The sequence below is a fragment of the Halomonas sp. H10-9-1 genome (assembly GCF_040147005.1).
Taxonomy (GTDB): Bacteria; Pseudomonadota; Gammaproteobacteria; order Pseudomonadales; family Halomonadaceae; genus Halomonas.
In genome coordinates this window covers 937,310-954,728 of record NZ_JAMSHO010000001.1, presented here as the reverse complement: position 1 = coordinate 954,728, position 17,419 = coordinate 937,310, and the positions used below count along the sequence as shown (strand labels likewise).

The following is a 17,419-nucleotide window of genomic DNA, read 5'->3' as shown; positions in this document are numbered from 1 at the left end:
GACCTGTTCGCCATCCTGCAGCATGCTCAGCAATCGTGGTGGACGATGCTCAATATTACACTAACGTGCTAAATCCAATCGTTTTTCATGCCGACAGCCGCGACGCCAGCGACGCATCATAGGCCGTCTCATGGCGGGTTACCGCCCAGGCGATCCGTGCCGTCTTGTTGGCCAGTGCGACGACCGCCACATTGGCATGCTTGTGCTCGGCCAGGTGCCTGACCCACTGGCTCAGGCCGTCGTCCTTGGTGCCCACATGCCGGAGCACCGAGCGCGCGCCATGCACCAGTAGCTTGCGCAGGTAACTGTCGCCGCGTTTGCTGATGCCCAGCAGGCGGTCTCGCCCCCCGGTGCTGTGCTGTCGCGGCGTCAAGCCGAGCGAGGCGGCAAAATCTCGCCCGCGCCGAAAGCTCTTGCCATCGCCGAGGGCGCCGGCCAGCGCGGTGGCGGTCAGTGGACCGATACCCTGCAGCGTCATCAGCCGCTTGGCCACGGGGTCGGTCTTGGCCTGTCGCTCGAGGCTTGCCGTGACCGTCGCGATGCGCTCATCCAGGTGGCGCAGATCCTCGGCAAGGCCGGCAAGCAGGACACGAAAGGCATCCGTCAGCCCGTTGTCTGCCGCTTCCAGCCAGCGAGGCAGGGCGGCACGCAACTGACCGATACCCACCGGAGCGACCAGGCCATACTCCCCCACCAGCCCGCGTATCTGGTTGGCCTTGGCCGTGCGCTGCCGTACCAGCTCTTCACGAATGCGGTGTGCCGCCTGGGTATCCTGCTGAGCGACGCTCTTGACGGCCACGAAGCGCATACTGGGCCGCCCCATGGCTTCACAGATCGCTTCGGCGTCGACCCGGTCATTCTTGTTGCTCTTCACGTAGGGCGTCACGAACTGTGCGGCGATCAACTTGACGCGATAGCCCCGCGCCTGCAGGGCCCGCGCCCAGAAGTGAGACGAGGCACAGGCTTCCATGCCGATCTCGGCTCCCGCCGGCACCCGCTTGCTGACCGCATTCAGCCATTTTTCGCGGGTGTACTTACCTTGCCACTGCACCTGATCATGGCGATCGACGCCGTGGACATGAAAAACAGACTTTGCGATATCGACGCCGACACGGGTAATGTTCATGACGAGTTCTCCTCACCCTCAGGCTGGTTGGTGTTCTCGCCCACCAGTGTGGCGCAACGACGCCGATATAGGGTGGGGAGGACTCCATCCCATTGCTACCGATGCCATCCCTGGCATAGGACCTCCCCTCCGACCTGTCCCCGGCGCCGCTAGCCCTTGGCGCTTGTGGCTTGTGGCTATACCTCGATATCCGCCAAGTTGCCGTAGTCCTCGAGCCAGCTCTTGCGGTCGGCGGCACGCTTCTTGGCCAGCAGCATGTCCATCATCTCCAGGGTGCCGTCGTCGGCCGCGCGGGTGAGCTGCACCAGGCGGCGTGTCTCCACGGCCATGGTGGTCTCGCGCAGTTGAAGCGGGCTCATCTCGCCCAGCCCCTTGAAGCGCTGCACGTTCACGCTGCCCCGCTTGCCCTCCAGCTTGCGCAGGATGGCGGCCTTCTCGCTCTCGTCCAGGGCATAGAACACTTCCTTGCCCAGGTCGATGCGGTAGAGCGGCGGCATCGCCACGTAGACGTGACCGGCGTCGACCAGCGCCGGGAAATGACGCACGAAGAGCGCGCACAGCAGGGTGGCGATGTGCAGGCCATCGGAGTCGGCGTCGGCGAGGATGCAGACCTTGTGGTAGCGCAGCTTGGAGAGGTCGTCGCTGCCCGGATCCATGCCGATGGCCACGGCGATATCATGGACCTCCTGGGAGCCGTAGATGTCGTGGGATTCCACCTCCCAGGTATTCAGTATCTTGCCGCGCAGCGGCAGGATCGCCTGGCTCTCGCGGTTGCGGGCCTGCTTGGCGCTGCCCCCGGCGGAGTCCCCCTCCACCAGGAACAGCTCGCTCTGGGCGGGATCCTGGCCGGAGCAGTCGGCCAGCTTGCCGGGCAGCGCCGGCCCCTGGGTCACCTTCTTGCGCGCCACCTTCTTCGAGCTCTTCTGGCGACGCTGGGCGGCGCTGATCACCAGCTCCGCCAGGGCCTCGGCCTGGTCGACGTGGTGGTTGAGCCACAGCGAGAAGGCGTCCTTGACCACCCCGGAGACGAAACCCGCCACGGTGCGCGAGGAGAGGCGCTCCTTGGTCTGGCCGGCGAACTGGGGATCGAGCATCTTCACCGACAGCACATAGCTGACCCGCTCCCACAGGTCTTCGGCGGTGAGCTTGACGCCCCGCGGCAGCAGGCTGCGGTACTCGCAGAACTCGCGCAGCGCCTCGAGCAGGCCGGCGCGCAGGCCGTTGACGTGGGTGCCACCCTGGGGCGTGGGGATCAGGTTGACGTAGCTCTCCAGCAACGGCTCGCCGCCCTCGGGCAGCCACTGGATCGCCCAGTCCACCGCCTGCTCGTCGTCGGCGAAGTGGCCGATGAAGGGCGAGGCGGGCAGCACCTCATAGCCATCGGTGGCCTGGGCCAGGTAGTCGCGCAGGCCATCCGCGTACTGCCACTCGCTCTCGGTGCCATCGGCCTCCACCAGGCTCACCTTGAGCCCCGGGCAGAGCACCGCCTTGGCACGCAGCAGATGCTTCAGGCGCCCCAGCGCCAGGCGCGGGCTATCGAAGTAGCTCGCCTCGGGCCAGAAACGCAGCACCGTGCCGGTATTGCGCTTGCCCACGCTGCCGATCACCGCCAGCTTGGAGACCGGCTCGCCATGCTCGAAGGCGACGGCGTGGCGGCTGCCGTCGCGCAGCACCTCCACCTCGAGGCGCCGGGAGAGCGCGTTGACCACCGACACGCCGACCCCGTGCAGGCCACCGGAGAACTTGTAGCTGGCATTGGAGAACTTGCCCCCGGCGTGGAGCCGGGTAAGGATCAGCTCCACCCCGGAGACACCGTGCTCGGGATGGATGTCGATGGGCATGCCGCGGCCATCGTCGGACACCTCGATGCCACCATCCTCGAACAGGCGCACGCCGACGCGGCTGGCGTGGCCGGCCAACGCCTCATCGACGCTGTTGTCGACCACCTCCTGGATCAAGTGGTTGGGCCGGCTGGTGTCGGTGTACATGCCCGGGCGCTTGCGCACTGGCTCCAGGCCGGAAAGCACCTCGATCGAGCTGGCACTGTATTGCGTCATGGGTCGTCCGGTTCCTTAGTGTTAGCTGGCCTGCCACTCCGCCGGCAGGGCGTGGCCACCCTGCGCCAGCACCGCCGGCAGGTATCGGGCGAGTACCGTGAAGGCGTGATCGGCCCCGGGGTGCAGCAGCATTCTTGCGCCACGATAGAGCGCGCAGGCATGGGCCGGGTCGAGCACCTCGTCGGCGGTGCCGAGCAGCAGCAGATAGCGCTCCGCCGTCACCGTCGCGGGCGTCAGCGCCGCCAGCTCGGCCAGGTGGTCCGCCTCGACGGTGAAGCGCTCGCCGGTGTAATCGTTCTCGAAGCGCTCGCCTACCCACTCCGCCACCAGGTCCGCCGGGCGCACCGCCGGGTTGATCAGCACGCCGTCGAGGGCGTGGCGTTCGGCCAGGCAGGTGGCCAGGAAGCCCCCCATGGAGCTGCCCACCACCAGCGGGCGCCTGCCCAGCTCGGCCAGCCGTGATTCTGCCAGCTCCAGCGCCGCGCCGGGGCGATGCGGCAGCTGGGGCGTGAGGCAGGGCACGCCCAGGGCCTCGCAGGCACGGCGCACCAGCACCCCCTTGGGCGAGGCGGCCCCGCTATTGAAGCCATGCAGGTAGAGCACGCCGCTGGCCGGTTGCGCTCGCCACGGCGCGCTTAGCATAGCGCAGCTACTGTATGAAACACCAGCCTCATGCCCTCGCCTCGGTCGCGCCGTCGTCGCCCTTCTCGGCCGCCCAGGCCGCCTCGATCAACGCCCGGGTGGAGGCGTCCATGGACGCGAGGCCCTGGTGGCTCTCGAGGATGCGCTGGGTCTCCCCGGCGATCTTCTTGCCCAGTTCAACGCCCCACTGGTCGAAGGGGTTGATGCCCCAGATGGTCGCCTGGACGAACACCTTGTGCTCGTAGAGCGCGATCAGCGCCCCCAGGGTGGCAGGAGTGAGCTCGTCGAGCAGCAGGGTGCTGGAGGGCTGGTTGCCACGATAGCGCTTGTGGCCCGGGCGCGGGCCATCGTCGGCGATGGCGTCGTCGCCCAGCATCAGCACACGAGACTGGGCGAAGCAGTTGGCCAGCGTCAGTCGGTGCTGGCCCTTGAGGTGCTCGCGAGTGGCGGCATCTTCAACATCGTCATAGCGCCGGAGCGGGGCGATGAAGTCGCACTCCACCGCCTGGGTGCCCTGGTGCAGCAGCTGATAGAAGGCGTGCTGGGCGTTGGGCCCGAGCTGTCCCCAGAGCACCGGGCAGGTGGCGTAATTCACCTCGCGACCGTCATGGGTCACCGACTTGCCGTTGGACTCCATCTCCAGCTGCTCGAGATAGGCGGCGAAGTACTCCAGGCGACCGTCGTAGGGCAGGATGGAGTGGGCGCGGATATCCAGGAAGTTGGCGTTCCAGATCCCCGCCAGGGCCAGCAGCACCGGCAGGTTCTCGACCAGGGGCGCCTCGCGAAAGTGGCGATCCATGGCGTGGGCCCCGGCCAGCAGGGCGCGGAAGTTGTCCATGCCCACCATCAGCGCGATGGGCAGGCCGATCGCCCCCCATAGCGAATAGCGCCCACCGACCCACTCCCAGAATTCCAGTTGGTGGGCCGGGGCGATGCCCCACTCGCCCATCTTCTCGGCGCTGGCCGAGACGCCGATGAAGTGCTGACGCATGATCAGCTCGGCGTCGACGCCCTCCGCTCCCGCCAGGCGCCCCATCAGCCAGTCGCGGGCGGTATTGGCGTTGGAGAGGGTGTCGATGGTGGTGAAGGACTTCGATGACAGCACGAAGAGTGTCGTCTCGGGGCTCAAGCGGCGGAGGTAGTCGGCCAGCTGGGAGCCGTCCATGGTGGAGGCGAAGTGCACCTCGACCGGGTGGACCTCCCGTGGACGATAGTCGGCCAGGGCGTGGGTCACCATCACCGGCCCCAGGTCCGAGCCGCCGACCCCCAGGTTGACCACATCATGGATCGCCTTGCCGGTCGCGCCGCGCCACTGGCCGGCGTGGAAGCGCTCCACCATGGCGGCCATGCGCTCCAGGGTGCGGTGCACCCCCGGCACCAGGTCCTCGCCCTCCACCACCAGCGAGGCGTCGGCGGGCAGTCGCAGGGCGGTGTGCAGCGCCGGTCGATCCTCGCTGACATTGACCCGCTCGCCGTCGAGCAGGCGCTGAATCGCCGTGCCCACGTCGGCCCGTTCGGCCAACGCCAGCAGGTGCTCAAGGGTCTCGGCGGACCAGCGCTGCTTGGAGAGGTCGAGGGTCAGGCCCGCGGCGTGACGAGTGAAGCGTGACTGACGGTCCGGTTCCGCGGCAAACAGCTCGCGCAGATGGGTCTGGCCCAGGGTGTTGGCATGCGCCTGCAAAGCCTGCCAGGCGGGGGTCTGATCGATCATGGCTCCTCCTTGGACGTCGTATGAACGGGCCTCCGTGCACCGCCCTACATCACAACGTAGAATGACGGATTTCCCTGCATGACTGGCTCGACGATGAGTGACGCATCTTACCGCGACGCGATCTTTTCGACACCCCTCGACCGGGTGGCACGCTTCTCCTTCGACGAGCGCGTCGTCGCCTGCTTTCCCGACATGATCCGCCGCTCGGTGCCGGGCTACGGGCAGATCCTGGGCATGCTGGGGCTGATCGCCGCCCGCCACCTGCGCCACGGTGCGCGGGTCTACGACCTGGGCTGCTCGCTGGGCGCCGGCGGCCTGGCGCTGGCCGGCCGGCTGGCCCCCGATGCCTTCCGCTACACCGGTGTGGACCTCTCGCCGGCCATGGTCACCCGCGCCCGGGAGACGCTGGCCGCCGAGTGTCCCGGGCATTCCATGGAGGTGGTCGAGGGCGACATCCGCACCCTGGAGTACGCCCCCGCGGGCATGATCGTGCTCAACTTCACCCTGCAGTTCCTGCCCCCGGAGGACCGCGAGGCGCTGATGACGCGGCTTTTCGCGGCGCTGGAACCCGGTGGCGTGCTGGTGCTCTCCGAGAAGATCCGCGCGGAGGACGAGCAGGAGAACGCCTGGCTGGTGGAGCGCTACCACGACTTCAAGCGCGCCAACGGCTACAGCGATCTGGAGATCAGCCAGAAGCGCACGGCGCTGGAGAACGTGCTGGTGCCCGACACCCTGGCCGAACACCATGCGCGCCTGGCCCGGGCCGGCTTCTCGCGGAGCCACACCTGGTTCCAGCTCCTCAACTTCGCGTCCTTGGTGGCCTTCAAGAGCGAGGCCTTCAAGAGCGAGGCCTTCAAGAGCGAGGCCTTCAAGAGCGAGGCCTTCAAGAGCGAGGCCTTCGAGGCCGACGCACCACCCCCGCCACAGGAGGCTTGAGGCGTGCCGATACCCGCCGAACACCGCGACCTCTACCGCGCCTTCCTCGACCAGGGCCTCGACACCTGGCTGGCCCGGCTTCCGGAGCAGCTCGCCGCCGGCCTCGACCGCAAGCGCTACGGCGACCTGCCCGCCTGGGAGAAAGCGGTGGCCAAGCTGCCGACGCTGCCCACCGCACGCCAGGTGCGACTGGACGCCGATACCGTGACGGTCGACTGCCCCCTCGACGAGAGCCGTCGCCGCCAGTGCGAGAACCTGCTCGGCAAGCTCGCGCCCTGGCGCAAGGGGCCCTTCTCCCTTGGCGGCATCCCTATCGACACCGAGTGGCGTTCCGACTGGAAGTGGCGGCGCGTCGCGCCGCACCTGGCGCCGCTGGCCGGCAGGAAGGTGCTCGACGTGGGTGGCGGCAGCGGCTACCACGCCTGGCGCATGGCCGGCGCCGGCGCCGCCTTCGTGCTGGTGATCGACCCCTCGCCGCGCTTCTTCTGGCAGTTCCGGGCGGTACGCCACTTCGTGGGCGACGCCGATGGCCAGCGCACCCACTTCCTGCCGGTGGGCATCGAGGATGTGCCCGAGCGGCTCGGCTTCTTCGATACGGTGTTCTCCATGGGGGTGCTCTACCACCGCCCCTCCCCGCTGGAGCATCTGCAGCAGCTCAAGGAGGCGCTCCGGCCCGGTGGCGAGCTGGTGCTCGAGACCCTGGTCGTCGAGGGCGACACCACCACGGTGCTGCTACCCGGCGAGCGCTACGCCGCCATGCCCAACGTCTACTTCCTGCCCTCCTCCGCCGCGCTCTGCCACTGGCTCGAGCGCTGCGGGTTCGAGAACGTGCGGGTAGTGGACGAGGCGGTGACCACCACGAACGAGCAGCGCGCCACCGCCTGGATGACCTTCCAGTCGCTGGCCGACTTCCTCGACCCCGCAGACCCCACCCGAACCCGCGAGGGCTACCCCGCCCCGCGCCGCGCGGTGGTCATCGCCAACCGGGCGGGATAGCCACGGGATTAGGGTTGGACTGCAAAATATGGCAGACTCGCTACTCCCTTCCCCAAGCAAGGAGTGCCAACATGGGCGTACTCGCATGGATTCTGTTCGGACTGATCGCCGGTGTCCTCGCCAAGTGGATCATGCCCGGCAAGGACCCCGGTGGCATCATCGTCACCATCCTGATCGGCATCGGCGGCGCCTTCGTGGGCGGCTGGCTGGGCTCGATGGTCGGCATGGGCAGCATGGGCGACTTCAGCCTGGGCAGCTTCGTCACCGCCATCCTCGGTGCCCTGGTGCTGCTGTTCGCCTACCGCATGATCAGGAAGTGATGCGTAGGCCAGCACCCTGGGCAGACACGCAGAAGCCGCTCCTCGGAGCGGTTTCTGCGTTCTTACCGCCTTTCAAGCGGCCGGCTTGCTCCGTCGCGTCTGGTCACCACGCCCAGCGAGCAGCCCAGCTACGGAGATATCTTCATCCAGGGCTTCCCAATGCAGCCCCTCGCCCCGTCCGATCAGCTCCCACTGCGCACGCTGCTCGGGTGCGGCATGCAGCAGTCGAGGGAACCAGGCCAGCGGAATCGACAGTTCCCGACCATCTTCGAGTGTGACGTGGAAGGCATCCGCGGTGAATTTCACATCGACGGCAATCGGTTCGGACTCAAGGTTCAAAGTGTGCATACCATGCCTCCAGGAACTCCTCTCGGTGCCGCTCCACCAGCTTTTGTAACTGGTTGATCTCATGGGCACGCAAACGCTTGCTAGATTGTAGCTCAACGGGCTCCAGCCAGAACTTCGCAACCTGTTCGCCGGCAGTCACGTGAACGTGTGGTGGCTCTCGAGGATCGCCTTCATCGCTATAGAAGAAAAAACGATACGACCCTTCGCGCAACAGTGTGGGCATCGAGGCTCTCCTCACGTCAACCTGATCACAGCCTAACGCCTGAGGATCACCAGCCAGCGCCCCAGGTTGAGAATGCTCGAGAGTGACGCCGCCACGTAGGTGAAGGCACAGGCGGTCAGCACATGCCGGGCAGCGGCCATGTCGCCCGGCGGGATGTACTCCTTGAGCAGCGGCAGGGCGCGCTGGAAGCTGGCGTCGAACTCCACCGGCAGGGTCACCAGGTGGACCAGCGCGGCGGTGCCGAAGCTGATCACCGCCGCGACCACGACGATGGCGAGTCCGCCGGGCAGGCGGGTGAGCAGGAACAGGAACGGAGCCGCCATCATCAACAGCGCTCCGAGCTTCTCGGCCTTCTGGGCCACAGCCACCAGCCGCGAACGCGCCAGCAGCGGCGCATAGCCCCGATGGTGCTGGATGGCGTGGCCGACCTCGTGGGCCGCCACCGTCACCGCGGTAAGCGAGCGTCCAGCGTAGACCGCCGGCGAGAGCCGTACCCGGCGCGCCGCGGGGTCGTAGTGGTCGCCCTGCTCAGTGGGCTCCACCTTGACCCCCTCGATGCCCAGCCGGCGCAGCAGGTGGTCGGCCAGCTCCGCCCCGGTGCCGGGGTAGTCGTCGCGGCCGCGGGCGTGGCGCTTGAGCACCCATTGGGCCCAGACGTTGGGCAACAGGAAGAGGGCCAGCAGCAGGGCAATGCCGAGAACGATCATCGAGGGTGGGCTCCGGGGCGACTGTGACGCTTTGGACACAGCCTACCAGAGCCGGTTTCCTTCGCGAGCCAGTCACACGGAGCACCCCCGGCGACAGGTCTCAAGGGGGCGCTGTAAATACCTCCATGTACGCTACCGATGCCATCCATGGCATAGGACCCCCTCTACGACCTGCCCCCGGGTCTCCTTAAGCGGGACATGCAGGACATTAACGCAGCAGCTCGCGCAGGTCCTTGGCTTCCCAGTGCGGGAAGTACTTGCGCACCAGGGCGTTGAGCTCGACCTCGAAACCGGCCCAGTCCACCTCGGTGGCGCTCGCCGGCTCGCCCTCACCCTCCACGATGGAGCGGATCATCCCCGCCCCCACGGTGACGTTGGTCAGCCGGTCGATGACGATGAAGCTGCCGGTGCCGGGGCTGCGCGCATACTCATCCAGTGGCACCTCGGCGGTGAGCGTCACCCGGCAGCGGGCGATGGCGTTGAGCTCGAGATTCTCGGCAGGGTGACGCTCCAGGGTGTTGACGTCCACCTGATAGTCGATGGCGCTCACCTGCCCCGCCACCGAGCGTCCCGCCAGGCGGATGTCGACCTGACGCCCGGGCGCGAGGGACTCCTCGTGCATCCACACGATATCCGCCTCGAAGGCGTGGGAGAGCGCCACCTCGGCATCATCGGCGACGATCCAGTCGCCGCGGGAGATATCGAGCTCATCGGCCAGGGTCACGGTGATCGCCTGGCCGGGAAAGGCCTCCTCCAGGTCGCCTTCCCAGGTGACGATGCGCTCGACCGTGGAGCGCTTGCCCGAAGGCAGCACCTTGACCGCCTGGCCGGGGCGCAGCAATCCCGCCTCCAGGGTGCCGGCATAGCCGCGGAAATCGAGGTCGGGACGGTTGACGATCTGCACCGGCAGGCGCAGGTCGCTGAGGTTGCGGTCGCGGCTCACCTCCACCGTCTCCAGCAGCTCGAGCAGCGTCGGCCCCGGCTTCCCGTCGACCGTGTACCAGGGCATGGCCTCGCTTCGATTGACCACGTTGTCGCCCTTGAGGGCCGAGATCGGCACGCAGCGGATGTCCCGGGCGGAGAGCTTCTCGGCGATCGCCTGGTACTCGGCGACGATCTCCTCGAAGCGCGCCTCGGAGTAGTCCACCAGGTCGAGCTTGTTGACCGCCACCACCAGGTGCTGGATGCCCAGCAGGTCGGCGATGAAGCTGTGCCGGCGGGTCTGGGTCTGTACGCCGTGGCGTGCGTCGATCAGGATGATGGCGAGGCTCGCATTGGAGGCGCCGGTGGCCATGTTGCGGGTGTACTGCTCGTGGCCCGGGGTGTCGGCGATGATGAACTTGCGCCGGTCGGTGGAGAAGAAGCGGTAGGCCACGTCGATGGTGATGCCCTGCTCGCGCTCGGACTGCAGGCCGTCGACCAGCAGCGCCAGGTCAACCTCCTCGCCGGTGGTCCCGCTCTTCTTCGAGGCCTGGGTGATCGCCGCCAACTGGTCGTCGAAGATCATCTTGGAGTCGTGCAGCAGCCGGCCGATCAGGGTCGACTTGCCGTCATCGACGCTGCCGCAGGTGATGAAGCGCAGCAGGTCCTTGTTCTCGTGCTCGTGCAGGTACTGCTCGATGTTGTCGGCGATCAGTGTCGATTGGTGTGACATCAGAAATAGCCCTCGCGCTTCTTCTTCTCCATGGAGCCGGCCTGGTCGTGGTCGATGGCGCGGCCGCTGCGCTCACTGGTGCGGGTCAGCAGCATCTCCTGGATGATCTCGGGCAGGGAGGCAGCCGTCGACTCCACCGCCCCGGTGAGCGGGTAGCAGCCCAGGGTACGGAAGCGCACCCACTTCTCCTCGGGCACCTCGTCCGCCGCCAGCGGCAGGCGCTCGTCGTCGACCATGATCAACATGCCGTCACGCTCCACCACCGGACGCGGCGCGGCGTGGTAGAGGGGCACGATGGGAATGCCCTCCAGGTAGATGTACTGCCAGATGTCCAGCTCGGTCCAGTTGGAGAGCGGGAAGGCGCGGATCGACTCGCCCTTGTTGACCCGGGCGTTGTAGAGGTTCCAGAGCTCGGGGCGCTGGTTCTTGGGATCCCAGCGATGGAAGCGGTCGCGGAAGGAGAACACTCGCTCCTTGGCGCGGCTCGCCTCCTCGTCGCGACGCGCCCCGCCGAAGGCGGCATCGAAGCCGTACTTGTCCAGGGCCTGCTTGAGGGCCTGGGTCTTCATCACGTCGGTATAGCCGCTGGAGCCGTGGTCGAAGGGGTTGATGCCCGCGGCGCGCCCCTCCTCGTTGGTGTGCACCAGCAGTTCCATGCCCGCCTCCTTCGCCATGCGGTCACGGAAGGCGATCATCTCGCGAAACTTCCAGGTGGTGTCCACATGGAGCAGCGGAAAGGGTGGCGGGCCCGGATAGAAGGCCTTGCGGGCCAGGTGCAGCATCACCGCCGAGTCCTTGCCGATGGAGTAGAGCATCACCGGGTTGGCGAACTCGGCCACCACCTCGCGGATGATATGGATCGATTCCGCCTCGAGCTGCTTGAGGTGGGTGAGCCGCCGTGGGTCGGGCGCGGTGACACCTGTCGCGGGCGACGCCGCACGCTGGGGAGCTTGAAGAAGGGTCATGGCTGGCTACCTCGCATGACGTGGCAAAGATGACGTGAAACATGTCGATGCCAAGCAGGGTAACGCCGACCCAATAATAACCCAAAAGAATTAATATCTATCTTTTTATAACTTATCTATGGATATCGACCCGTTCTACCCGGGTCGCAAGGCCCACGCCGTCCAGGTCGACGACGCGATAGCCGGGTCGGGCGACCGGGTCGACGGCAAAATCTTCGCTGCCCGGCAGGAAGGGGTCGATGGTGGAGGGGCAGCCGTAGACCATGATCTCGCGCTCTCCCGCTGCATGGCGGCCCACGAAGGCCTGGTGGATATGCCCGCAGAGGATCGCCTGCACCCCGGTAAAGGGTGCCAGGGTCTCCCAGAACGCCTCGGCATGCCGCAGGCCGATGGCATCCAGCCAGGCGGAGCCCACTTCCAGGGGTGGATGGTGCATGGCGATCAGCACCGGCCGCACCGGGTCTGCGGCTAGGCGCCGGGCCAGCGCCTCCAGGGCCGCCGCGCCAAGCTCGCCATGGGGCTTGCCGGGCAGGTGGGTATCGAGCAGCAGGATGCGCCAGTTGCCGAGTGTCAGCTCCGCCGGCAACGGCCGGGTGGCGGCCATGGGTTCGATCACATCGTGATTGCCGGGCAACCACTCCCAGGGGGCCTCGAGGGCGTCCAGGGTGCGCCTGGCCAGGGCGTAGGAGGCAGGGCTGTCGTCGTTGCTGATGTCCCCGGTAACCAGCACCCGATCCGGCCGCTCATGGTTGACGGCCGCCACCACCGCCTCCAGCTGGCGCAGCGGAACACCGCGCCGGCCGCGGGCCCGAGGGTCGGCACACAGGTGACAGTCGCTGATCTGGATCAGGCGGGGCATGGCAGGACTCCGGGGGCATCAATGGCTCGGGGTGAATCCGGGAGGCAGTTTCGCGGCGACGCTTGAGGCGATGTTTCAGGGCAGCGCTTCAGGGCTTCAGTCAGGGAAGCTCGGGCAGGTCCAGGGAGTGGCCGTGGGCCAGGCCATGCTCCAGCCACTCGCCGAGGAAGCGGTTGAGCTGAAGCTTCTCGTCTGGCTGGTGCATCTGGGCATTGGGATAGCGGTAGCGACCGTGGAAGTGGCGCTGGCGCTGGAAGTCGGTCACCTCGGCCATGCGCACGTCGTGGTAGAGGTGCACCCGCATGCGTGGCGTCTCGAGGTAGTCGTCGAGGATGCCGCGCTGGGAGACGCGCACGATGCTGGTATAGGGCGCACGCTCCTGGAGCTTGAGACACAGCTCGCCCACCCGGCGGCCATGGCTCACCAGCTCCACCTCACGGGTCTCGCCCGGCTCCAGCTCGCCCATCAGGCGCACAAGCCGCAGGTAGTTGACGCTGCACTCGCCCTGCAGGCTCTTGAGGTCGGTCACATAGGCGTTTCTGTTCGGCACGCTACCTCCTCGCTCGCAATGAGGCCCGCTCGCCCGCCAGCCAGTGGAAGGCGATCAGACACATGGCATTGTCGAGTCGTCCAGCCTGCAGGAGTTCCCAGGCCCGCGCAAACGGCAGCACATGCACGCGGATGTCCTCGTGCTCCTCGTCGAGGCCATGCACCCCACCGAGGCCCTGGCTGTCGATCAGGCCGCAGTAGAGGGTGACCCGCTCGTCGCAGGCCCCGGGGCTCGGGTAGTAGGTGTGAAGCTCGATGAGCTCGCCCACCTCGCAGCCGGCCTCCTCCAGCGCCTCACGGCGCGCCACCTCGGCGGTGCTCTCGCCACGCTCGACGAGCCCCGCCACCACCTCGAGCTTCCAGGGCGATTCGGGGTCCTCCAGGGCGCCGGCGCGGAACTGCTCCACCAGGGCCACGGCGTCGCGCTCGGGGTCGTAGAGCAGCACCCCCACGGCATCGTGGCGATGGTGCACCTCGCGCACCATGGGCTGGCTCCAGCCTCCCTCGAACAGGCGGTGGCGCAGGCGCAGCTCCTCGAGCCGGAAGAAGCCCTGATGCAGGCAGTGCCGCTCCAGCAGTTCCACATCGGCGCGGGTGTAAGGCGCCGCCGTTGCCGGGCCGGGTACCTCTGGCGTGTCACTCATGGCGGCCTCCGCTGGCGCAAAGACACCCATTATCGTGACCCGAGGCGTGGATGCCAACCGCCGCCGCGGCGTCAGAGCCGGGCGAGCATCTCGCGCGCCTGCTCGCGCAGCGCCTCGTCGGAGGCCTGGCGATCGAGGCGGGCCTCGCCCTCCACCGCCCGGCGGGCATGCTCGCGAGCCTCGTCCAGGCGCCCCTCCTCCTCGAGGAAGGCGGCATAGTAGAAGTTGACGTCGATGCCGTCGGGGCGAATCGAAAGCGCCTGCTGAAACATCGCCTCGGCGGTCGCGCTGTCACCGAAACCCATCAGCCCGCCCGGCACGCGATCGTAGAGGGCGCCCAGGGTGACGTAGGCGGAACCATTATGGCCCCGGGGATCGAGCTCGACGGCGCGCTCCAGCGCCTCCCGGGCACGCTTGGCGCTGGAGAGCGCCCCCAAGCCGCTGCGCTCGCGGGCCCAAGAGGCCTCGATGATGCCCTGCCACACCAGCGGCACCGCCGCGTCGGGGTGCTCCGCCACCAGCCGCTCGGCCTGGCCGGCCAGGGCCTTCAAGCCATCGCTGCGCTGCCCCTCGGGCTGCTCGGTAATCAGGCGTTCCCAGTGGTTCTTCATGCCCTCCACGCGGGCCTCCCAGGCATGGGCAGCGGCCAGCGGCAGGACGGCGAGACCGAGGCTCAGCCCCAGGCCCATGGCGGTATTCAGCAGACGACGACGCGGCATATCGGATCTCCTTCGGGGTGTTGGTATTGTGCTCCCGCCCTGAAATGTAACGAACGTTTGAATGATTGGCCAGCGGCTTGGCCACCCCGAGCGCATGGCGTATGGTCCCGCCAGACGCAATCTAGCGAGGAATACCATGAAAGGCCGCAACATGACCCGCTGGCGCGATCCGGCCAAGGACCCGCGCCAGGAGCCCAAGAGCAACCTGATCACCGCCGAGGGCGCCGAGCGGCTGCGTGGCATCCTCGACCATCTCTCGCGGGTCAAGCGCCCCGCCCTCTCCGCCAAGGTGGGCGAGGCCGCCGCCCTGGGCGACCGCTCCGAGAACGCCGACTACACCTACAACAAGAAGGAGCTCAACCGGGTCATCGCGCGCATCCGCTACCTGACCAAGCGCCTCGACGAGCTGACGGTGGTGGATCGGTTGCCGGCGGATACCGGGAAGGTCTACTTCGGCGCCTTCGTCACCCTGGAGGACGAGGAAGGCGAGGAGATGAAGGTTCGCATCGTCGGCCACGACGAGATCGCCCCGGACAAGCGCTGGATCAGTGTCGATTCCCCCCTGGCCAAGGCGCTGCTGGGCAAGCCACTCGACGAGGAGGTGACGGTAGCCGCCCCGGGTGGCGAGACCACCTGGATCATCACCCAGATCGACTACCGCGATCCGACGCAGTGAGGGGCCGCCCTTTCAGCGCCTGACCGCCCGGTAGACCCGGAAGCGGCGGTCGTCGGCGAGGATCTCGAAGCCGCCGAAGGCGCGTTCGAGCAGGTCGGGATAGGGCAGGAAGGCGTTGGCTACGATGACCAGCGCGCCACCAGGCCGCAGGTGCTCCGGCGCCTCACCGATCAACCGTGCCGCCGGCCCGTAGTCGATGGCACGCTCCTGGTGGAACGGCGGATTACTGACGATGGCATCGAAGACCCGACCATCCAGCGCCGAGAAGACATCACTCTCCAGCGTTTCTCCAGACAAGGCCTCGCCGGCGAGTTGGTTAGCCGCCAGGCTGCGCCGGGTCGCCTCCACCGCGAAGGCGTTGACATCCACCGCGGTGACTCCTGCCCCCTGACGCGCCAGCCAGGCGGCCAGGATGCCGTCGCCGCAGCCCAGATCGAGGACATCGCCCGCAAGACCAATGGGCGCCCTCCCCTCTCCTGACAGGGTCTTGATCAGCAATCGGGTGCCGTCATCCAGCTTGCCGTGGCCGAATACCCCGGGATGGCTGGTCAGGGTCAGCCGCTCGCTGCCCAGCTCGGCATCGAAGGTGGTCCAGGCGGCATCGGGGTCGATGCCGACACGCCCGAGGCGGGTCTCGAACAGCGAGCAGCGCCGCGCGCTGTCGAGCTTGCGACAGCCCAGCCCGAGTGCCGCCAGCACCTTGAGCACCCGCCTGATGCCGCCCTGGTTCTCACCCACTAGCTGCAGCGGCGTGCCCTTGGGTAGCGTGGCGCACAGCCACAGCAGCCACCACTCGCCCAGGGCATGGCTCTTGGGCCAGAACAGCACCGCCCCGGCCGGCGTACCCACATCACCTGCGGATCCCGCCGCAAAGGGCGAGAGCGCCGCGCGCCCGGCGGCCTGCCACGCCTGGCGCAGCGCCAGGTCGGCGCTGACGGCCACCCCCTGCCCCGACGCCAACCAGGCATCCTGGGGTGGGGCCACCCACCACCAGCCGCGATAGTCGGCGGCCTGGCGCTCCAGCAGCTGGCAGACCGGGCTCTCGGCAGGCGGGGTCGGGTGTGTCATCACAGGGGCTCCTCGGCGGGGGAAGGCGGTGCGTCGGGGCGCACCAGGGTGTGGAGCAGGTAGCGGCCCAGCCGCCAGTGGGGCTCGGCCCGGCAGTAGCGCCACTCGAGTTCCAATAAGCGTTCGCGCTCGTCGTCGCGATCCGGCGGCTGGCGCAGGTAGTCGTGGAAGACCCGCACGCCGGCCACGGCACGGACTTCCAGGCCGAGCTCGTCGCACCAGGCCATGACCTGGGCATGGGTCAGCGGCGAGATCGGCGTCAGCCGCCGGCGCAGCCCCTTGCCCTCCAGGCGGTCGGCCAGGGCCTTCTCCAGGTTGCCCTTGATCACGTTGGAGAAGCGCAGCGCGTCGCGATTGAAGACCATCAGCGAGAGCTGGCCGCCCGGCGCCAGCAGCCCGGCCAGGGTGGCGAGTGCAGCCCGCGGGTCGCCTAGCCACTCCAGCACCGCATGGCAGGCGATCAGCGACCAGGGGCCGCGAGCCTGCTCGGGCAGCGCCTGCAGCGGCACCGGCAGGAAGGTGACCTCGCGTTCACCCGATGTTGCCAGGAGCGCCTCCCGGGCATGCGCCAGCATCTCCAGGGAGGGCTCGGCGAGGGTGACCGCATGGCCGCGCCCGGCGAACCACGCCGCCAGCTGCCCCAGGCCGCCGCCCACGTCGAGCACCGGCTGGCCCGCGAGGTCGAGCACCTCCGGCAGCAGGCGGTCGAGCAGCGCCAGGCGCAGCTCGCCGCGCGCACCGCCGTAGAGGCTTGCGGCGAACTTGTCGGCCAGGCCATCGAAGTGGCGGTCGCCATGGGCGGAGAGCGGGGACGCGGGCGTGGTCATCGGGCTACCTTGAACGGAGATACCGGCATTCTACCCGCAAGCCGCATCGGGCTCATGCCCGCATCCGCCCGGTGTCACCGGTTCCCCTCCGCGGCCGGTTTCCCTATAATGCTGCCCCGCAGCGCCCCTATAGCTCAGCTGGATAGAGCGTCCCCCTCCTAAGGGGAAGGTCTCAGGTTCGAATCCTGATGGGGGCGCCACCCCCCTCCCCGTTATCCCCAGCCTTCGCCGCAAATTCCCCCTGCCCAGCATCTGGTTGACCACCATCAACTGGGACCATAGTACTTTCCTCGAGCAACGGGAATCCCTTGACTCTTCAGTCTAAAACAGGCTATGTTACAGCCAGTAACGAAATATTAATTATGTGAAGCCGACCCCATCGATGCCCGAGA

The 17,419-nt window shown here is 67.7% G+C and carries 19 protein-coding genes and 1 tRNA gene; 5 read left to right on the top strand and 15 right to left on the bottom strand.

From position 1 onward, the window contains the following. Positions 1-85 precede the first annotated feature (85 nt). From NFH66_RS04270 to pgi, 4 genes are all read right to left on the bottom strand, one after another. Positions 86-1,126, bottom strand: a complete 1,041-nt coding sequence (locus NFH66_RS04270) for an IS110 family RNA-guided transposase (RefSeq protein ID WP_023006782.1) — start codon at positions 1,124-1,126, stop codon at positions 86-88. 176 nt (positions 1,127-1,302) lie between these two features. Then, the gene (parE, locus tag NFH66_RS04265) at positions 1,303-3,183 is read right to left on the bottom strand and encodes a DNA topoisomerase IV subunit B (RefSeq protein ID WP_349608651.1); all 1,881 of its coding nucleotides are present in this window, start codon (positions 3,181-3,183) and stop codon (positions 1,303-1,305) included. A 21-nt stretch (positions 3,184-3,204) separates the two neighbouring features. Continuing rightward, positions 3,205-3,825: a YqiA/YcfP family alpha/beta fold hydrolase gene (locus NFH66_RS04260; protein ID WP_349608650.1), complete on the bottom strand. Its 621-nt coding sequence runs from the start codon at positions 3,823-3,825 to the stop codon at positions 3,205-3,207. Positions 3,826-3,853: 28 nt separating this feature from the next. Then, the gene (gene pgi / locus NFH66_RS04255) at positions 3,854-5,536 is read right to left on the bottom strand and encodes a glucose-6-phosphate isomerase (protein WP_349608648.1); all 1,683 of its coding nucleotides are present in this window, start codon (positions 5,534-5,536) and stop codon (positions 3,854-3,856) included. Positions 5,537-5,629: 93 nt separating this feature from the next. Here pgi and cmoA point away from each other — a divergent pair, with 93 nt between their 5' ends. From cmoA to NFH66_RS04240, 3 genes are all read left to right on the top strand, one after another. Continuing rightward, positions 5,630-6,472: a carboxy-S-adenosyl-L-methionine synthase CmoA gene (gene cmoA / locus NFH66_RS04250; protein WP_349608647.1), complete on the top strand. Its 843-nt coding sequence runs from the start codon at positions 5,630-5,632 to the stop codon at positions 6,470-6,472. A gap of 3 nt (positions 6,473-6,475) precedes the next feature. After that, positions 6,476-7,468, top strand: coding sequence for a tRNA 5-methoxyuridine(34)/uridine 5-oxyacetic acid(34) synthase CmoB (gene cmoB / locus NFH66_RS04245; RefSeq protein WP_349608645.1), 993 nt, complete (start codon positions 6,476-6,478; stop codon positions 7,466-7,468). Positions 7,469-7,539: 71 nt separating this feature from the next. Next, positions 7,540-7,788: a GlsB/YeaQ/YmgE family stress response membrane protein gene (locus NFH66_RS04240; RefSeq protein ID WP_349608643.1), complete on the top strand. Its 249-nt coding sequence runs from the start codon at positions 7,540-7,542 to the stop codon at positions 7,786-7,788. Positions 7,789-7,860: 72 nt separating this feature from the next. Here the strand turns inward: NFH66_RS04240 and NFH66_RS04235 are convergent, their stop codons facing one another. The 9 genes from NFH66_RS04235 to NFH66_RS04195 all read right to left on the bottom strand — a co-directional run bounded on the left by NFH66_RS04235 (position 7,861) and on the right by NFH66_RS04195 (position 14,456). Beyond that, positions 7,861-8,136, bottom strand: coding sequence for a DUF2442 domain-containing protein (locus NFH66_RS04235; RefSeq protein ID WP_349608642.1), 276 nt, complete (start codon positions 8,134-8,136; stop codon positions 7,861-7,863). Then, the gene (locus NFH66_RS04230; protein ID WP_349608640.1) at positions 8,117-8,359 is read right to left on the bottom strand and encodes a DUF4160 domain-containing protein; all 243 of its coding nucleotides are present in this window, start codon (positions 8,357-8,359) and stop codon (positions 8,117-8,119) included. The genes NFH66_RS04235 and NFH66_RS04230 overlap by 20 nt, the downstream gene beginning before the upstream one ends. 32 nt (positions 8,360-8,391) lie before the next feature. Continuing rightward, positions 8,392-9,066: a zinc metallopeptidase gene (locus tag NFH66_RS04225; protein ID WP_349608639.1), complete on the bottom strand. Its 675-nt coding sequence runs from the start codon at positions 9,064-9,066 to the stop codon at positions 8,392-8,394. Between the two features lie 208 nt (positions 9,067-9,274). Beyond that, positions 9,275-10,720, bottom strand: a complete 1,446-nt coding sequence (gene cysN, locus NFH66_RS04220; RefSeq protein ID WP_349608638.1) for a sulfate adenylyltransferase subunit CysN — start codon at positions 10,718-10,720, stop codon at positions 9,275-9,277. Further along, positions 10,720-11,685 (bottom strand): sulfate adenylyltransferase subunit CysD, encoded by a 966-nt coding sequence (cysD, locus tag NFH66_RS04215; protein WP_349608637.1) that lies wholly within the window; start codon positions 11,683-11,685, stop codon positions 10,720-10,722. The genes cysN and cysD overlap by 1 nt, the downstream gene beginning before the upstream one ends. Positions 11,686-11,797: 112 nt before the next feature. Continuing rightward, a complete protein-coding gene (locus NFH66_RS04210) occupies positions 11,798-12,544 on the bottom strand; it encodes a metallophosphoesterase (RefSeq protein WP_349608636.1) in 747 nt (248 codons plus the stop codon). Positions 12,545-12,644: 100 nt separating this feature from the next. Then, the gene (locus NFH66_RS04205) at positions 12,645-13,094 is read right to left on the bottom strand and encodes a DUF1249 domain-containing protein (RefSeq protein ID WP_232912009.1); all 450 of its coding nucleotides are present in this window, start codon (positions 13,092-13,094) and stop codon (positions 12,645-12,647) included. A gap of 1 nt (position 13,095) precedes the next feature. Then, a complete protein-coding gene (locus tag NFH66_RS04200) occupies positions 13,096-13,737 on the bottom strand; it encodes an NUDIX domain-containing protein (protein WP_349608633.1) in 642 nt (213 codons plus the stop codon). A gap of 71 nt (positions 13,738-13,808) precedes the next feature. Next, on the bottom strand, positions 13,809-14,456 hold the full coding sequence (locus NFH66_RS04195; protein WP_349608632.1) for a tetratricopeptide repeat protein: 648 nt from the start codon (positions 14,454-14,456) through the stop codon (positions 13,809-13,811). A 136-nt stretch (positions 14,457-14,592) separates the two neighbouring features. On the opposite strand from NFH66_RS04195, the gene greB reads away from it, so the two are divergent. Beyond that, positions 14,593-15,132 carry a transcription elongation factor GreB gene (gene greB, locus NFH66_RS04190; protein WP_349608631.1) on the top strand — a complete coding sequence of 180 codons (540 nt, stop codon included), beginning with the start codon at positions 14,593-14,595 and terminating at the stop codon, positions 15,130-15,132. Between the two features lie 12 nt (positions 15,133-15,144). On the opposite strand, the gene NFH66_RS04185 is transcribed toward greB, so the two are convergent. Then, the gene (locus NFH66_RS04185; protein ID WP_349608630.1) at positions 15,145-16,200 is read right to left on the bottom strand and encodes a methyltransferase; all 1,056 of its coding nucleotides are present in this window, start codon (positions 16,198-16,200) and stop codon (positions 15,145-15,147) included. Then, positions 16,200-17,027, bottom strand: a complete 828-nt coding sequence (locus NFH66_RS04180) for a methyltransferase domain-containing protein (protein WP_349608629.1) — start codon at positions 17,025-17,027, stop codon at positions 16,200-16,202. The genes NFH66_RS04185 and NFH66_RS04180 overlap by 1 nt, the downstream gene beginning before the upstream one ends. A gap of 123 nt (positions 17,028-17,150) precedes the next feature. Between NFH66_RS04180 and NFH66_RS04175 the strand changes: the two genes are divergently transcribed. Continuing rightward, a tRNA-Arg gene (locus tag NFH66_RS04175) sits at positions 17,151-17,227 on the top strand. The last annotated feature ends 192 nt before the right edge of the window (positions 17,228-17,419 follow it).

Coding starts and splice junctions, on each gene's coding strand:
- NFH66_RS04270 (WP_023006782.1), bottom strand. CDS start 1,126: ATGAACATTACCCGTGTCGGCGTCGATATCGCAAAGTCTGTTTTTCAT.
- parE (WP_349608651.1), bottom strand. CDS start 3,183: ATGACGCAATACAGTGCCAGCTCGATCGAGGTGCTTTCCGGCCTGGAG.
- NFH66_RS04260 (WP_349608650.1), bottom strand. CDS start 3,825: ATGCTAAGCGCGCCGTGGCGAGCGCAACCGGCCAGCGGCGTGCTCTAC.
- pgi (WP_349608648.1), bottom strand. CDS start 5,536: ATGATCGATCAGACCCCCGCCTGGCAGGCTTTGCAGGCGCATGCCAAC.
- cmoA (WP_349608647.1), top strand. CDS start 5,630: ATGAGTGACGCATCTTACCGCGACGCGATCTTTTCGACACCCCTCGAC.
- NFH66_RS04240 (WP_349608643.1), top strand. CDS start 7,540: ATGGGCGTACTCGCATGGATTCTGTTCGGACTGATCGCCGGTGTCCTC.
- NFH66_RS04235 (WP_349608642.1), bottom strand. CDS start 8,136: ATGCACACTTTGAACCTTGAGTCCGAACCGATTGCCGTCGATGTGAAA.
- NFH66_RS04230 (WP_349608640.1), bottom strand. CDS start 8,359: ATGCCCACACTGTTGCGCGAAGGGTCGTATCGTTTTTTCTTCTATAGC.
- NFH66_RS04225 (WP_349608639.1), bottom strand. CDS start 9,066: ATGATCGTTCTCGGCATTGCCCTGCTGCTGGCCCTCTTCCTGTTGCCC.
- cysN (WP_349608638.1), bottom strand. CDS start 10,720: ATGTCACACCAATCGACACTGATCGCCGACAACATCGAGCAGTACCTG.
- cysD (WP_349608637.1), bottom strand. CDS start 11,685: ATGACCCTTCTTCAAGCTCCCCAGCGTGCGGCGTCGCCCGCGACAGGT.
- NFH66_RS04210 (WP_349608636.1), bottom strand. CDS start 12,544: ATGCCCCGCCTGATCCAGATCAGCGACTGTCACCTGTGTGCCGACCCT.
- NFH66_RS04200 (WP_349608633.1), bottom strand. CDS start 13,737: ATGAGTGACACGCCAGAGGTACCCGGCCCGGCAACGGCGGCGCCTTAC.
- NFH66_RS04195 (WP_349608632.1), bottom strand. CDS start 14,456: ATGCCGCGTCGTCGTCTGCTGAATACCGCCATGGGCCTGGGGCTGAGC.
- greB (WP_349608631.1), top strand. CDS start 14,593: ATGAAAGGCCGCAACATGACCCGCTGGCGCGATCCGGCCAAGGACCCG.
- NFH66_RS04185 (WP_349608630.1), bottom strand. CDS start 16,200: ATGACACACCCGACCCCGCCTGCCGAGAGCCCGGTCTGCCAGCTGCTG.
- NFH66_RS04180 (WP_349608629.1), bottom strand. CDS start 17,027: ATGACCACGCCCGCGTCCCCGCTCTCCGCCCATGGCGACCGCCACTTC.